General features: G+C 71.4%; 10 protein-coding genes and 1 pseudogene. 6 read left to right on the forward strand and 5 right to left on the reverse strand.

The genetic code is table 11. The annotated features are described in order from the left end of the window. Window positions 1-24 precede the first annotated feature (24 nt). Window positions 25-1602 (forward strand): DUF1996 domain-containing protein, encoded by a 1578-nt coding sequence (locus tag ACGFYV_RS22820; RefSeq protein ID WP_393880260.1) that lies wholly within the window; start codon window positions 25-27, stop codon window positions 1600-1602. A gap of 96 nt (window positions 1603-1698) precedes the next feature. Here ACGFYV_RS22820 and ACGFYV_RS22825 read toward each other — a convergent pair whose 3' ends face one another. Next, window positions 1699-2115 carry a hypothetical protein gene (locus ACGFYV_RS22825; protein WP_393880261.1) on the reverse strand — a complete coding sequence of 139 codons (417 nt, stop codon included), beginning with the start codon at window positions 2113-2115 and terminating at the stop codon, window positions 1699-1701. Window positions 2116-2212: 97 nt separating this feature from the next. Here ACGFYV_RS22825 and ACGFYV_RS22830 point away from each other — a divergent pair, with 97 nt between their 5' ends. The 5 genes from ACGFYV_RS22830 (at window position 2213) to ACGFYV_RS22850 (ending at window position 7556) form a co-directional block, all read left to right on the forward strand. Then, window positions 2213-2740, forward strand: coding sequence for a tetratricopeptide repeat protein (locus ACGFYV_RS22830; protein WP_393880262.1), 528 nt, complete (start codon window positions 2213-2215; stop codon window positions 2738-2740). Between the two features lie 49 nt (window positions 2741-2789). After that, window positions 2790-4718 (forward strand): hypothetical protein, encoded by a 1929-nt coding sequence (locus tag ACGFYV_RS22835; protein ID WP_393880263.1) that lies wholly within the window; start codon window positions 2790-2792, stop codon window positions 4716-4718. Window positions 4719-4851: 133 nt separating this feature from the next. Further along, window positions 4852-5748: a metal-dependent hydrolase gene (locus tag ACGFYV_RS22840; protein ID WP_393880264.1), complete on the forward strand. Its 897-nt coding sequence runs from the start codon at window positions 4852-4854 to the stop codon at window positions 5746-5748. Then, complete coding sequence (locus tag ACGFYV_RS22845) at window positions 5749-6798, forward strand: PDR/VanB family oxidoreductase (RefSeq protein ID WP_393880265.1); 1050 nt, start codon at window positions 5749-5751, stop codon at window positions 6796-6798. A gap of 68 nt (window positions 6799-6866) precedes the next feature. After that, a complete protein-coding gene (locus ACGFYV_RS22850) occupies window positions 6867-7556 on the forward strand; it encodes a TetR/AcrR family transcriptional regulator (RefSeq protein ID WP_393880266.1) in 690 nt (229 codons plus the stop codon). 7 nt (window positions 7557-7563) lie between these two features. Here the strand turns inward: ACGFYV_RS22850 and pulA are convergent. The 4 genes and pseudogenes from pulA to ACGFYV_RS22870 all read right to left on the reverse strand — a co-directional run bounded on the left by pulA (window position 7564) and on the right by ACGFYV_RS22870 (window position 16174). Beyond that, window positions 7564-11641: pseudogene (gene pulA, locus ACGFYV_RS22855) on the reverse strand (pullulanase-type alpha-1,6-glucosidase). A 172-nt stretch (window positions 11642-11813) separates the two neighbouring features. Next, complete coding sequence (locus tag ACGFYV_RS22860; RefSeq protein WP_393880267.1) at window positions 11814-13193, reverse strand: alpha-amylase family protein; 1380 nt, start codon at window positions 13191-13193, stop codon at window positions 11814-11816. 195 nt (window positions 13194-13388) lie between these two features. Beyond that, window positions 13389-15125, reverse strand: a complete 1737-nt coding sequence (locus ACGFYV_RS22865) for a glycoside hydrolase family 13 protein (RefSeq protein WP_393880268.1) — start codon at window positions 15123-15125, stop codon at window positions 13389-13391. Window positions 15126-15274: 149 nt separating this feature from the next. Then, complete coding sequence (locus ACGFYV_RS22870) at window positions 15275-16174, reverse strand: sugar ABC transporter permease (RefSeq protein ID WP_393880269.1); 900 nt, start codon at window positions 16172-16174, stop codon at window positions 15275-15277. Window positions 16175-16188 lie beyond the last annotated feature (14 nt).

Below are 16188 nucleotides of genomic sequence, written 5' to 3' on the forward strand. Positions count from 1 at the left end.
CCCGCAGGACGTCGGAGGAGTTCCATGGGACGCAACACACGAAAGCGCCGTACGCCGCTGGCCACCAAGGTCATCGCCGCGTCGGCGGCCCTCGCGCTCGGTGGGGGCGGGCTGATCTGGGCGAACTTCTACGCCTCGGCGCACGAGTCGAACAGCGGGCCCTGGGGAGGCGACCGGATCAAGTCCGCTTCGGCGCAGGTCGCGACGATCTCCTGCCCGGACGTCGGCCAGCAGCTGACCGACGTGCCGGGGCAGGCCCGTACCGAGGTCGACGGGGAACTGGCCAATCTCGACCGGCAGATCACCGACGCCTACCAGCGGCTGGCGACCACGCGGGACGCACAGGCCCAGGACGCGAGTTTCGTGCAGAACTCCATCCTGCGCCCGCTCCAGGACCAGCGGAAGGTGATCCTGGACCGGATCAGGCTGGAGATCTCCCGCGTCGGCGGCACCGACCCGGGCGACCTGGACACCCTCGCCGCCTGCACCGGCAGCCCCGCCGACCAGACCGGCACCGGCACCGGCACCGGCGCCCAGACCGGCACCGGCGCCGGCGGCCAGACCGGCTCGGCCCAGCCGGACCCGGGCAGCACCGACGGGCAGCAGCAGAGCGGCGGCCAGCAGACGGGCCGGCCAGGTGACGGGCAGCAGCCCGGTGGCGGACAGAACACCGGGGGCCAGGGCGGCAACGGCCCGGTCGCGGCCGACTTCGTCGACATCACCACGGTGCAGCCGAACGTCCCGCCCAAGCCAGCCAGGAACCGCAGCGCGTCGACCGGCACCTTCACCACCCGCTGCGGCGTGAACGCCAACAAGAACCACAACACCGACAACGTGATCGTGGCGCCCGGCGTGACCAACGGCGCGCACCACCTGCACGACTACGTCGGCAACCAGAAGGTCGACGCGTTCGCGAGCAACGACACGTTCCTGCGGGGCGGCACCAGTTGCCAGAACCGCGACGATCTGTCGTCGTACTACTGGCCGGTGGTCCGCGTGCAGGACGGCTCGCAGGACTTCGACCAGGACAAGGACGGCGGCGGCAAGGAAGGCAACGTCGGCAGGATCCTGACCCCGGCGCAGGCGCAGATCAAGTACGTGGGCAGCCCGAAGAGCAAGGTCGTCGCGATGCCGCAGTTCCTGCGGATCATCACCGGTGACGCCAAGACGACCACCAACGGCCTGGCCAACGCCAACGCGCACTGGAGCTGCACCGGCTTCGAGGACAAGGTCCAGCTGACCGAGCAGTACCCGATCTGCCCGCAGGGCAGCCGGATGGTGCGCACGTTCGCCTTCCAGAGCTGCTGGGACGGGCAGAACATCGACAGCGCCAACCACCGCACGCACGTGGCCTTCGCCGACGCGGACGGCAACTGCCCCGCCGGCTTCAAGGCGATCCCACAGCTCACGATGCGTCTGGTGTACGACATCACCCCGCCGTCGCTGGAGAACGGCCAGCTGAAGAACGCCTACGCGGTGGACGGGTTCCCGGAGCAGCTGCACAAGCCGGCCACCGACCACGACGACTTCATCAGCGTCACCACCGGAGGCCTGGCGAGCAAGATCGCCGGCTGCGTCAACTCCGGCCGGCGCTGCGCGTAGTCGCACTCCGGCACTCCGGCGCGCGCGTAGTCGCACTCCGGCACTCCGGCGAGTAAGCGGGCGGTGGGGTCTCCCACCGCCCGCTTCCCGTACGCCTCAGCCGCTGTGGGCGTGGTGGTTCGTGCCGATCTCGATGTCGCCGCCGAGCGTGGAGCGCAGCGCCTCGACGACACCGTCGTCGCCGACGGCGACCCACTTGCGGCCGACGAGGTAGTAACCGCCGTAGTCCTTCGCGTCGTTGATCCACTCGCGCTGGCCGCGGTCGGTGGCGAAGGTGGCGAGGACGAACCTGCCGTCGCCGTTGCGGCACAGCGCCTGGCGGATCTCGTCGGCGTCGGTCTGCATGTCGGGCGTGCACTTCACCTCGGCGGCCAGGCTCTCCAGGCTGCCCGTGGCGGTGGGCGGCACCGCCTTCGTGTCACCGCCCGCCGCGCAGCCCGCCAGCGTCAGTGCCGCCGCGAGTGCCGCGGCAGGTGCCGTCGCGCCGAGGTGCAACGCCCTTGTGAGCCTCATCCGTTCCTCCGCTGTGGTGGGGGCCAGCATGCCGCAGTCCTGTCGCATACGGCTGCGGGGCGCGGTGTGCTCAAATCCGGTGCCGGTGCGGGGACGCGTGTGCGAAGGTGTGCCGGTGAACCGAGACTGGGACGAGCGTGTGGATGCCGCATGGGCCACCTTCGACGAGTACCCCGAGGAGCGGGCGGGCGAGTTCCGCGACGTGATCGGGAAGCTGGTCGCCGAGCTGCCGGAGGGCAGCCCGCTGGGCCCGTTCGAGCAGGCCTGCGCCTGGGACTCCACGGGACACTCGGACAAGGCGGTCCCGCTGTACCGGGAGGCGCTGGCGCGCGGCCTGAGCGGGGCGAGCGGGTACAAGGGTCGGCGGGCGAAGATCCAGCTGTCCAGTTCGCTGCGCAACACCGGCCGGGCGGCCGAGGGAGTCGAGCTGCTCACCCCCGAACTCGAATCCCCGTCCGACGAGTTGGACGACGCGGTACGGGCCTGTCTCGCCCTGTGCCTGTCCAGTCTGGGCCGCGACCGCGAGGGGCTGTCCCTCGTCCTCGGCGCCCTGGCTCCTCATCTGCCGCGCTACCAGCGCTCGATGGCCAACTACGCGCGGGCACTGGCCGGTCCGCGGACGTGAGCCACCCGCTTGGCGGTGACCGATCAACGGCTCGCTCGTTTTCCCCGATGTGCAGTCACAGGATGTAGCCCAGCGCCACGCAGCAGCCTCCCCCGACGGGTCCGCCGGCCCGGTCGTCGACGTCGAGCAGGCCGAGGCCGCGCTCGTCGAGCACTACCCCCGGCTCGTCCGGCTCGCCTACCTGGTGCTGCCGCCGGGCCTGGGCCGCGGGCGCCGGGTGCTGACCGCACATGCCCTGGTCCAGCGCGCGCTTCCCCGGGGCCGCAAGCAGCCCTCGCCGATCCCGGCCCAGTTCTGCGGCCGGGACGGCGGTCCCGGGTACGGGCTCGTACGGCTGCGGGTCCTGCGCACGGCCCTGGAGGCGGCCGGACCGCGCAAGGGGCTGCTGCCCGGACGCTCGCACCTGCCGGCGCCGCTGCCGCAGGTGTGGGGCCTGCGGCTGTTCCCGCGCTCGGGCGGCGCGGACGAACTCGCCCTGGAACAAAGGCTGTCGGAGCTGTCCGGCGCGGCCCGCGCCGCGTACGTGCTGCGCGGTCTGGAGGGGCTGACCGACCCCGATGTGCGGGAGGTCCTCAAGGCCGCCGGGGTCACCCGCCCCGAGTCCGCGCTGGCCGAGGCGAACAGCGTGCCCGAGCAGTACACCCTGCTGGCCTCCCCGGAGTTCGACGCGTGCTCGCTCCAGGCCCGGCCGACCGACCTGATGCGGCGCCGCCAGCACATCAAGGCGGCGCTCGCCGCAGCCGCCGCGCTCGCGGTGTGCGGTGCGCTGGTCGCCATGCCGGGCGGCGGCTGGGGCCCGGACGGCGCCGCCGCCCCGGCCTACGCGGAGAACCCGGCCGCCGAGGCGGCCCTCGACCCCGGCAGGCTGACCCGCGTCGCCCCCACCGCCTGGAAGTCCTCGGCCCGCACCGACTTCTCCGTGTGGCCGGCGCGCGGCCCGCTCACCGGCGACAAGGCCCTGCTGCGCCGTGCCCTCGCCGTCTGGGCCCGTCCGGGCGCGACGGTCCGGGTCTCGGCGACCCCCGGCACCCAGGCCGGAGGCCCCCCGGGCCCGCCCCAGCTGCTGTACGCGGGCGAGGTGGACAACGCGCGCGTGGTGATCCTCCACGACGGCCTGCGCATCGTCCGCTACGCCGAGCCGACGGACGCCACCGAGGGCGCGGCCCTCGACTTCGCCCGGGTCGACGGGGCGAGCGGCGCCGAGGCGAGCGCCCTGGTGCTCGGCCGCTCGGACGGCAACGTGCGCTATCTGACCGCGCCCTGGGTGAAGAAGGCCGCGGAGCGGGACCTGATGAAGCCGGACGCGGCCCCGACCGGGCTCGCCCTCACCGGCGGTGTCACCGCGCCGATGGCCAGCCCGGTGCTGCGGGCCGGCGGCTGCGACTCGTGGGACGTGCTCCAGCTGACCGGAACCGACGGCACGGGGCTCGCCACGGACCTCGGCGAGTTGGTGCCCGCGCATCTCACCGCCGGGCGGCCGGGCTCGGCCGGTGAGGCGTCCGGTACGGAGGGGCTGCGGGCCTGGGCGCCGTACGCCTGCTCGCTGGCCGCGGAACGCTCGGCCGGGGTGCGCAGCGTGAACGCGTGGGCGTACGCGCAGCAGCCGCTGCCGGACGCGAGCGGCAGCGGGGAGTGGGTGTGCACGCGGGCCGAGACCTGGCGCGGTGACGGCACGGCCGCGCTGGCGCAGTTCCGTACGCCGGGCGGTGCGGTGGGGGCCGTGGTGGCGAAGGGGACGGACGTGACGGCGTGCGGTGCGCGCGATCCGCAGGTGCTGGCCGGGGTGCTGTGGAAGTCCCGGTCCGGGAGCTGGTACCTGCTGGCCGCGGGCGGCCCGGACACGGCGTCGGTCCGGACGACGGGCGGGGTGACCGTGTCCGGGCAGGGGCCGCTGCTGGCGGCTCCCGCGAAGCAGGGGGCGCAGGCCGATCTGAAGGGGACGCTGACGGACGGGGCGTCGATCAGTGGGCTGCGGTAGCGGGCTGCGGAGCATCGTGCGGGGCACCGGTGGACAGGGCGGGTGCGCCGCGGCCGACCTCCTGGTGACAGAAATGTAAACAAGCTCGTCCGCAGGGCTTCTCAGACGGCATACCCGTCAGTACATTGACGCCATGTCTAATACGAAGGCCCGGCCGGTGGAGTCCGAGCGCATCCCGCTCAAGGCCCGCAACGTGTCCTTCTCGTGGGAGGACACGCCGCTGCACTGGGTGCCCGGCGATCCGTTCACCACGCACACGATCAACGTGCTGCATCTGCTGCTGCCCGCCGGCGAGCGCTGGTTCGTCCATGTGTACAAACAGGCGCTGCCGCTCATCCGGGACGAGAAGCTCCGCGAGGACGTGGTCGGCTTCATCGGGCAGGAGGCGATGCACTCCCAGGCCCACGACGAGGTGCTCCCGCACCTGCGCGAGCAGGGCCTCGACCCGACGCCGTACACCGCGCAGGTCGACTGGTTCTTCGAGAAGCTGCTCGGCGACCGCACGCTGCCGCCGGGCAGGGCGCGCCGCTGGTGGCTGCTGGAGCGGATCGCGCTGATCGCGGCCATCGAGCACTACACCGCCTTCCTCGGCGACTGGGTGCTGAACGCCGGCGAGCTGGACCGGCGCGGCGCCGACCCGACCATGCTGGACCTGCTGCGCTGGCACGGCGCGGAGGAGGTCGAGCACCGCTCCGTCGCCTTCGACCTGTTCACGCACGTCGACGGCAGCTACCGGCGCCGGGTGCGCACCTGGGCGCTGGCCTTCCCGGCACTGGTGTTCCTGTGGCAGCGCGGGACCCGCTTCTTCATGGAGAACGACCCGTCCCTGGTGGACGGCAAGGCCTCCTTCACGGAGTTCTACCGAAGCGGTCGCCGGGGCACGCTGCCCACGACCGGCGCCATGGTCAGGTCGATCCCGCGCTATCTGAGCCACGCCTACCACCCCTCCCAGGAGGGCTCCACCGCCCAGGCGGTCGCCTACCTGGCCTCCTCCCCCGCCGCCGTCGCCGCGGAGAAGGCGGTGCCGTAAATGCCGAAGCCGCGTACCGTCGCGCTCGTCGCGGGTGCCGCCCTGCTGACCCGGCGGGCCCTGCGCCGCCGCATCCAGGGATCCCCGCTGTGGCCGCTGCCCACGCTGGACCCGCCGGTCTCCGGCCGGCCCCGCTCCCGGGCGCTGCGGCTGCTGCTCACCGCCCACGAGAAGGTCGCCGACGGGGTCGTACAGCTGCGCCTTGAGGGCGGCGGGCTGCCGTCCTGGGGGCCGGGCGCGCACCTGGACCTGGTGCTGCCGTCGGGTCTTGTGCGCCAGTACTCGCTGTGCGGGGACCCGGAGGACAGCTCGTCGTACACGGTCGCCGCGCGGCTGGTGGAGGACGGGCGGGGCGGCTCGCGCGAGGTGCACGGGCAGCTCACCGAGGGCATGGAGTTGGAAGTGCGCGGGCCGCGCAACCGCTTCCCGCTCGTCTGGGCGCCCTCGTACGTGTTCGTCGCGGGCGGCATCGGCATCACGCCGATCCTGCCGATGCTGCGGTCCCTGCCGCAGGGCGCGGACTGGAAGCTGCTGTACGGCGGCCGGAACCGGGCCTCGATGCCGTTCCTGGAGGAGGTCGGCAAGCTCGCCGAGGGCCGGCTGACCGTCGTCGCCGAGGACGAGGACGGGCGGCCGGACCTGGACGCCCTGTTCGCGGACCTGCCGGCGGGGACGGCCGTGTACTGCTGCGGCCCCGAGGGGCTGATGGCCGCGGTCGAGGCGCGGCTGCCCGAGGGGGCCACGCTGCACCTGGAGCGGTTCGCGCCGCGCACGTCGGCCGACGGCAACACGGAGTTCGAGGTCGAACTCAGGCGCAGCGGGCGGACGTTGACGGTCGCGGCCGACTCCACCGTGCTGGCCGCCGTGCGCCGCGAGCTGCCGGACACCGCCTACTCCTGCGAGCAGGGGTTCTGCGGCACCTGCCAGCAGCGGGTGCTGGAGGGTGAGGTGGATCACCGGGACGAGTTGCTGACGGACGCGGAGCGTGGCGACTCGATGCTGATCTGTGTCTCCCGGGCCCGAAGTGAGCGTCTCGTGCTGGACATGTGACGCGCAGTGGTGAACGCCTGGGCGGAACCGACCGGTTGGTGGTCGGTTCCGCTCGGTAAGGTGTTCGTATGAGTACCGGGGTTCGCCGCAGGATGGGCGTCGAGGAGCGGCGGCAGCAGCTGATCGGCGTCGCCCTCGACCTGTTCAGCCGACGTTCGCCCGACGAGGTCTCCATCGACGAGATAGCGTCGGCCGCGGGGATCTCGCGCCCGCTGGTCTACCACTACTTCCCCGGCAAACTCAGCCTGTACGAGGCCGCGTTGAAGCGTGCCTCGCAGGATCTGGCGGCCCGGTTCGCGGAACCGCACGACGGCCCGCTGGGGGCCCGGCTGCTGCGCGTGATGGTCCGCTTCTTCGACTTCGTGGACGAACACGGGCCCGGCTTCTCCGCGCTGATGCGCGGCGGCCCGGCGGTGGGCTCCTCGGCGACCAACGCGCTGATCGACTCCGTGCGGCAGGCCGCGTACGAGCAGATCCTCGCGCACCTGGGCCTCACCGCCGCGCCCCCGCGCCTTGAGCTGGTCATCCGCTCGTGGATCTCGCTCGCCGAGTCGACGGCGCTGATCTGGCTGGACGGCCGGCGCATCCCGCGCGCCGAGCTGGAGCTGCAGCTCGTGCACGACTTCGCCGCCCTGGCCGCCGTCAGCGCCGCCTACGACGCGGAGATGGCCGCGATCCTGCGCGACATCCTCAAGGACGAGCCGGCCGACGGCACCTTCGCGGAGCTCGTCGGCCGGCTGATGACACTGGCGCCCTGAGGGCCCGCTACCGCGTGGGCGCCGACCGGGTGAACACCGCCACGGTCCGCGCCGGCACGGTGAACGTGCCCGAGCCGGCCGCGTAGGAGGAGGTCTTCACCACCTCGTCCGCCCCGGCCGCCTGCACCGGATGCAGCGCGTACGGCGTCCCGGCGAGGGCGCCGATCCGCTGCTCCTGCGCCTGCGGGGTGGCGTTGAAGACGACGACGAGGTCACCGAGCCTCATGGTGATGACACCCGGCGTCTCGTCCTTGCCGGACAGCGGGAAGGACAGCCGGTCCTGCACCTGCGCGGCGGTGCCGAGGGAGAAGGCGCCGTCCGTCGTACGGATCCTCAGCAGGTCCTGGTAGGCGGCCGTGGTCCCGCTGATCTGCGGGCAGCCCACCTTGACCGTGTCGAGCAGGGGCTTCGCGTACTCCCACTTGGACTGGTTGTCCGCGGCCGGCGGCAGCCCGCGCCCGAAGCCGTTGCCGTCCGCGCAGTTCCAGTGGATGGCGTTGAACCAGTCCCCGCTGTCGAAGGAGTTGCGGTCCAGGGACTTCGAGCGCAGCAGGTCGGTGCCCGCCTGGGAGAGGGCCGGGCCCTGCGAGAGGGCGGCCGTGGCCATCGCCAGGACCTGCATCCGGGCCCGGTCGGACGCGGAGGTGTCCTTCGGCAGCTTGTAGGCCAGGGCGTCGAACAGCGACTCGTTGTCGTGCGCGTCCACGTAGGCGAGGGCGTCGCCGGGGGCGTCCGCGTAGCCGGCGGGGGCGCCGTTGTAGTCGACCTCCGCTCCGGTGACGTCCTTGCCGTCGGTGTCCGTGAACCGGTACGCCGCGAGGTTGCCGCTCAGACCGACCTTGATCAGGTCCTGGTAGTGCAGCAGCCGGGCCTTCTGCTCGGCCAAAGTGCCGTTCGCGGCCGATCCGTTGGGGTCGGTGTACAGGCCCGACGCGAAGCCCTGGACTCCCGGGTCCGAGTCGAAGGGGCCGCCGCCGCGCACCGCGTCACGGGCGCGGTCGGAGAAGGTGGCGATGCCGGTGCCGGCCATGTTCTTCTGCGTGGCCTGCACGAACCGGGCGTCGTCGGCGACCTCCCCGAAGTTCCAGCCCTCGCCGTACAGGATGATCTTCTTGCCGTCGACGCCGTCCTTGGCGACGGTGAGCGCGTCGAGGGCCTTGCGCACGGCCAGGATGTTGGCCTTCGGGTGGTGGCCCATGAGGTCGAAGCGGAACCCGTCGACCTTGTACTCCCTGGCCCAGGTGACGATCGAGTCCACGACGAGCTTGCCCATCATGGCGTTCTCGGGCGCGGTGTTGGCGCAGCAGGTGCTGTTGGCCACGCTGCCGTCGGCGAGGAGCCGCTGGTAGTAGCCGGGTACGACCTTGTCGAGGACGGGCGTGTCCGCCTGGCCGCCGGCCGCGGTGTGGTTGTAGACGACGTCCACGACGACCCTGAGACCGTCCTGGTTGAGCGCCTGGACCATCCTGCGGAACTGGACGGTGCGGGCGGTGCCGTCGGGGTCGGTGGCGTACGAGCCCTCGGGAACCGTGTAGTGGTACGGGTCGTAGCCCCAGTTGTAGGCGTCCTTCGCGGCGGTCTTCGCCACGCACTCCTGCTGCCGGCCGGAGTCGGCCGGGTAGGCGGCCAGGTCGCAGTCGGTGCTCTGCTGGTCGGCCTTCTTCTCGGGGATGGTGGCGATGTCGAAGGCCGGCAGCAGGTGCACGTACGAGGTGCCCGCCTTCGCCAGGTCACGCAGGTGCTTCGAGCCGTCGCTGCCGCGGTCGGTGAAGGCCAGGTAGGTGCCCTGGTCCTTCGCCGGGACGCTCGGCCTCGCCGTCGGCGAGGTCGCCCCAGGCGTACAGGCCCCAGTTGTCGTAGTCGCCGTCGGTGCGCTGGTAGTGGACGATCGCGTAGTCCCGGGAGGAGGCCGTGGGGACCTCGGGCGCGGGCGGGGTGCCGGTGGTGCTGTCCGCTGTGGCGCTCGCGGTGCGCCCGGCCGAGTCGATCACGACGGCCTTGTAGCGCAGGGCGGTCCCGGCGGGTACGGCCTTGCCGATGGCCTGGGTGACCTTGTAGGGGGCGTGGTCGGCGGAGCCGAGGGTCTTCCAGGGGCCGTCTCCGACCTGGGCGGCGAAGACGACGCGGTCGAGCTGGCCGCCGTCGACGTCGGCGCCGATCTCGACGGTGCCCGTGGCTCCCGTGGCCGGGGCCTTCAGGGTGATCGCCGGCCGGGTGGCGGGCGGGGCGAGGGTGCCGGTGGCCCGGTAGACGACGGTGGTGCCGGCCGGGACGGTGACGGTGAGCCTGCGGCCGGCGTCGGTCCTCAGCGTGCCGTCGGTGCCGTAGATCCCCTGGTACGCCATGTCCGGCGAGCCGGTGGCGAAGGTCGCGGTCCGCTCGCCGCCGGCGTTGTTGAGGGCGACGACGTACTCGGCGCCCGTCGTCGCGTCCGTCCGGGTGAACGCGTAGACACCGGCGCCGTCGGCCGCGTACCGCTCGGTCTGGACGCCGTCCGTCAGGGCCGGGTTGGCCTTGCGGAGCCCCGCGAGCGCGGCGATGTCCCGGTAGAGCGGGGCGCTCGTGTCGTAGGCGTCGCTCGCGTGGGTGCGGTCGGTGCCGATCTCGTCGTCGTCCAGGTAGTCGGCGACCTTGGAGGCGAACATGGTCTGGCGGGCGTCCTTGTCGCCGCCGGAGCCGGTGAAGCCCTGCTCGTCGCCGTAGTAGACGACGGGGTTGCCGCGGCTGAGGAACATCAGCTCGTTGGCGAGCCGGTCCTTCTTCAGGATCTCGGCGTCGGTGGCCTTCGGGTCGTCCTGCTTCAGGAAGGACCCGATGCGGCCCATGTCGTGGTTGCCGAGGAAGGTGACCTGCTCGTACGCGTTGGCCTTGCCGGACGTGTACTTGTAGTCGTCACCGAAGACGCCGGCGAGCTTCTTCGCGCTGCCGCCCTGGGAGGCGTAGGAGCGGGCCGCGTCCTGGAAGGGGAAGTCGAGGGTGGCGTCGAGGCGGCCCTGGGTGACGTACGGGGAGGTGTCGGCGGAGTACACCTCGCCGAACATGAAGAAGTTCTTGCGCCCCCGCGCGGCCGCGTACGTGTCGAGCGCGGTGGCCCACTGGGTCCAGAAGTCCATGTCGACGTGCTTGACGGTGTCGATCCGGAAGCCGTCGACGGCGAAGTCCTTCACCCACCGCTCGTAGATCTTCTCCATGCCCCGGACGACCTCGGGGCGCTCGGTCCACAGGTCGTCGAGGCCGGAGAAGTCGCCGTACTCCGCGGACTCGCCGGCGAACGTCGAGTCGCCCCGGTTGTGGTACATCGTCGGGTCGTTGAGCCAGGCCGGGACCTTGGACTGCTGGGTGACCTGCGGGGTGCGCGGGAAGGAGGCGGCGTCCACGGCCGGGAACGCCCTGCTGCCGTCCGCGTAATCGGAGTCGTCGAAGGGGCGTCCGTCCTTCGTCAGGTACGGGAAGGCGCCCTTCGACAGGTAGTCGTACGCCTTCTCCTTGTAGTCGACGACGTCGGCGGTGTGGTTGGTGATGACGTCGAAGAAGACCTTCATGCCCTTGGCGTGCGCCTTGGAGATGAGGGCCTTGAGGTCGGCGTTGGTGCCGAAGTGCGGGTCGACCTGGGTGAAGTCGGTGATCCAGTAACCGTGGTAGCCGGCCGAGGCTCCCCCAGAGCCAATAGCCTGGGAGGTGCCCCCACTGCCCGTGCCCTGCACCGGCCGGTTCTTGAAGATCGGGGCCATCCAGATGGCGGTGGTGCCGAGGCCCTTGATGTAGTCGAGCCGCTGGGCGAGGCCCTTGAGGTCACCGCCCTGGTAGAAGCCCTTGTCGGTGGGGTCGTATCCGGTGCTGAGCCGGGAACCGGTGAGCCCGCCCCGGTCGTTGGCCGTGTCCCCGTTGGCGAAGCGGTCCGGCATGACGAAGTAGAACTGCTCCCGGGTGTCGTCGTGCCGGGCGGGCTGGGCGGCCAGCGCGGCGTCCGACGGTGGCGGGGGCGGGCTGGGCGCGGCGTGTGCCGCGAGCGGCTGGAGCAGGGCTGCGGCGAGGGCTACGGCGGTGAAGGCCGCGGCCCGTCTCGCTCTCGGTATCACGGGCACAGGCGATAACTCCTAGCGAATGCGGCTCTCTTGGGTCCGACCCCGCGCGACCGTATCGCCGACGAAAGCCTTACAGCAAGAGTCGTGAAAGCGATGGCAAGAAGTTTCAGCACCAACTACAGCCGACGGCCTGTGCCGCTGAGGGAGCGGCGGCACAGGCCGTGCCCGGGTGTCAGCAGCTGGACTTGCCCGCGTAGAGGGCGAGTGCGGCGTTCGGGGCGACGGAGGCCGTGAACCAGCCGGTGCTGTTGACCGTCACGGTCCGGTTGGCCTGTACGTCGCAGTAGGTGCCCGCGGGCAGGGAGGTCTGGTACGAGCGGTCGGCCGCGGTGCTCTCGTGGTTGATGACGACGTAGCCCTTGGTGCCGCGGCCGAAGGTGATGAGGTTGTCGCCGTCGTCCCACCAGTTGGTGACCGCCTGGCCGCGGGTGGCGTTGCGGAAGGCGACCATGGACCTGATCTCCGGCCAGGCGTGCTGGCACTTCCAGCCGTCCTGCCAGCAGGCGTTGACCGTGCCCCCGTTGGGCGGTCCGGCCTCCGCGTCGGACCATTCGTAGCCGGAGTTGATGTCGGGGGCGCCGTAGGGCCAGGCCAGCATGAAGACGTTGGCCAGGGTGTAGTTCGCGCCGCTCTTGTAGTTGAGAGTGCTGCCGTTGCGCTCGGTGTCGTGGTTGTCGACGAAGACGCCGGCGCCCGAGCTGGGCAGATAGCCCCAGGCCTCGCCGAAGTTGTTCAGGTAGGCGAGCTTCTCGGAGGTGAAGACGCGCTTGAGGTCGTAGGCGTAGCGGAACTCCTGGACGTCGCCGTTGGCGGTGTACTCGGTGGGCTGGACCGCCTCGCCGGCGCCGTAGATGACCTCCTGCTTCCAGTAGGCGTTCGGGTTGGTCAGGCGGGACTTGATGGTGGCGAGGTCGGCCGTGTCGATGTGCTTGGCCGCGTCGATGCGGAAGCCGTCGACGCCGAGGGAGAGCAGGTCGTTCATGTAGTTCGCGATGGTCTGCCGTACGTGCTCCTCCCCCGTGTCGAGGTCGGCGAGGCCCACCAGTTCGCAGTGCTGGACGTTCCAGCGGTCCTGGTAGTCGGTGACCTGGGAGGTGCAGTCGTCGAAGTCGGCGGAGGAGTACAGGCCGGGGTAGCTGTACTTGGTGTAGGAGGATCCGCCGGTGCCGGTGCCCGAGCCCGCCGACATGTGGTTGACGACCGTGTCGGCGACGACCTTCACGCCGGCCGCGTGGCAGGTGTTCACCATGTTCTGGAAGGCGGTGCGGTCGCCGAGCCGACCGGCGATCTTGTAGCTGACGGGCTGGTACGAGGTCCACCACTGGGAGCCCTGTATGTGCTCGGCGGGTGGGGAGACCTGGACGTAGCCGTAGCCGGCGGGGCCGAGGGTGGAGGTGCACTCGCGGGCGACGGAGGCGTAGCTCCACTCGAAGAGGACGGCGGTGACGTCCTTGGTGCCGGGCGGGGAGGCCTGGGCAGCGGCGGTCGGGTACACGCCAATCGAAAAGGCGGCTGCGAGGGCGAGGGCCGTGGGGAGGGTTCTGCGCGCCATGTGGGGGTTCCTTCTTCGTTGAAGGCACTTGCTGAAACTTTTCAGCGACCTTGCGGTGACGCAGATGGTAAAGGCCCGCCGCCTGAAAAGGCAGCGGGCCGAACCAAGTTGATGCAAGAACTTTCCGGGGCCGGGCCGGGCCGGGCCGGGTCCGGTCAGATCAGGTTAGGTGAGGCCGGGTCGGGTCGGGTCGGGTCAGGCCGTGGTCCACCACACCGTGGTGTCCGCCGGGATCTCCGCCTCGCCGCCCGTCTCGGTGACCTCACGGCTGCTGAGCAGCAGGCGCCCGTGGACGGGAGTGGTCACCGGCGCGCCCGTGGTGTTCGCGACACACACGAACTCCCCGCGCCTGAAGGCCAGTACGCCCTGGGGGGCGGGCAGCCACTCCACCGCGTCGCCCGCGCCGAGCGAGGGCTGCTCCCGGCGGGCGGCGAGCGCGGCCCGGTACAGCTCCAGCGTCGATCCGGGCACGCCCGTCTGCGCCTGGACGCTCAGCTCGCCCCAGCTCTCCGGCTGCGGCAGCCAGCTGCCCCCGTCCCCGAAGCCGTACGACGAACCGGTCCGCGTCCACGGGATCGGCACCCGGCAGCCGTCACGGAAGCCGTCCTGGCCCGCGCCGCGGAAGTACGCCGGGTCCTGGCGCACCTCGTCGGGCAGGTCCACGACGTCCGGCAGGCCCAGCTCCTCGCCCTGGTAGATGTACGCCGAGCCGGGCAGCGCGAGCATCAGCAAGGTGGCGGCGCGGGCGCGGGCGAGGCCCAGTTCACGGTCGCCTGCCGTGCGGATCTGGGTGCCGAGGCCGGGCGGGTTGGCGAAGCGGGTGGCGTGCCGGGTGACGTCGTGGTTGGACAGCACCCAGGTGGCGGGGGCACCGACGGGCCGCATCGCCTCCAGCGTCCGGTCGATGACCGTGCGCAGCTCCTCCGCGTCCCAACTGGTGCTCAGATACTGGAAGTTGAAGGCCTGGTGCAGCTCGTCGGGGCGGACGTAGTTGGCGGTGCGCTCGACGGTCGGCGTCCACGCCTCCGCGACGAAGATCCGCCCACCCGTCTCCCACCACCGCCCTTCTGAGGAAGGCCCTTCGGGCCCCTGCTTGTTTCCCGCGTACTCGTCCAGGACCGTCCGCCACTGCCGGTAGATGGCGTGCACGCCGTCCTGGTCGAAGAACGGCATGACGTCGTTGCCCAGCAGCTTGAGCTGGTCGTGCGCGCCCAGGTCCGGCAGCCCCTCGGCCTTGACCAGCCCGTGGGCCACGTCGATGCGGAAGCCGTCGACGCCCATGTCCAGCCAGAAGCGCAGGATCGAGCGGAACTCGTCGCCGACGGCCGGGTGGTCCCAGTTGAAGTCGGGCTGCTCGGGCGCGAAGAGGTGCAGGTACCACTCTCCGGGGGTGCCGTCGGGCTCGGTCACCCGGGTCCAGGCCGGGCCGCCGAAGATGGACTCCCAGTCGTTGGGCGGGAGTTCGCCGTTCTTCCCCTTGCCGGGCCGGAAGTGGTAGCGCTCGCGCAGCGGGGATCCCGGGCCCTCGGCGAGGGCGCGCTTGAACCACTCGTGCTGGTCGGAGGAGTGGTTGGGGACCAGGTCCACGATGATGCGCAGGCCCAGCTCGTGCGCGTCGCGGATCAGCGCGTCGGCGTCGAGCAGGTTGCCGAACATCGGGTCGACGGCACGGTAGTCGGCGACGTCGTAGCCGGCGTCCGCCTGCGGCGAGGCGTAGAAGGGGCTGAGCCAGACCGCGTCCGCACCGAGGTCGCGCAGGTACGGCAGTCTGGAGCGTACGCCCTCCAGGTCGCCCATGCCGTCGCCGTTGCTGTCGGCGAAACTGCGCGGGTAGACCTGGTAGATCACCGCGTCCCGCCACCAGTCACGACGCTGGGCGACGGTGGCGAGCGCGGAGTCGGTGGCCGGGGCTGCAGGGTTCTGCTGGCTCATGGCTTCCTTGCTGCGTAAGAGAGTTCGGTTCATGGGTGGCTGGTGAGGCCGGCGGGTGTGCGAGGCGGCCGCGGTGCCGGCGGGTCGGAGAGGCACCACGGCCGCCCACCCGCGCGCAGGCGCGCGGGAGCCCGGTACGGATCAGGGGCTCAGCCCTTCGTGCCGCCCGCGGTGAGGCCGGTGACGAGGTTCTTCTGCACGAGGTAGAAGAACGCGGACACGGGTATCGCGACGAGCACGGCGGTGGCGGCCATGTAGTTCCACTGCGCGTCGTGCTCGCTGACGAAGGTCTGCAGGCCCACGGCGAAGGTGTACTTCGAGTCGTCCAGCATGAAGGTCGTCGCGAACGCGACCTCGCCGACGGCGGTGATGAAGTTGTAGAAGGCGGCGACGGCCAGGCCCGGACGGGCCAGCGGCAGGATCAGCCGGAAGAAGGTGCCGAACGGGCTGAGCCCGTCCACCCGGCCCGCCTCGTCGATCTCGAAGGGGATCGTGTCGAAGTACCCCTTGAGCAGCCAGGCGCTGTAGGGCACGGCCGTGGTGCAGTTGATGACGATCAGCGCCCAGTAGGTGTCGATGAGACCGAGTTCGCTGAAGATCTCGTACATCGGCACGATCAGGATGGCGATCGGGAAGGCCTGGGTGAGCAGCAGCACCCACATCAGCGACTTGTAGCCGGGAAAGCGCATGCGCGAGACGGCGTAGCCGGTGGTCGCGGCGACGAACACACCGATCAGGGTGGTGCCGAGGGCCACGATCATCGTCGACTTGAACCAGTCGAAGAACGCGGTGTGCTCCAGCACGAAGCTGTAGTTGGAGAAGGTCACCTTGCCGAGGATCTTGCCCGGGTGCAGATAGTCGTCCTTGTCGGGCCCGAGCGACAGGAAGATCAGCCAGACCACCGGGGCGAGCGCGATCAGGCTCGCGATCGTGAGGCCGGTGTGCAGGAGGGCGGCGCCGAGCGGGCCGCGTTCGCCGCGCCGGCGGCGCCGGGGCCCGGGGGCGGGGGCCGGTGCGGTGCCGGTCTTCTCGGGGGTCGTGGTGCTCATGGCGGCGGCTCCTG

It is taken from the genome of Streptomyces sp. NPDC048297 (genome assembly GCF_043201585.1).
Lineage (GTDB): Bacteria > Actinomycetota > Actinomycetes > Streptomycetales > Streptomycetaceae > Streptomyces.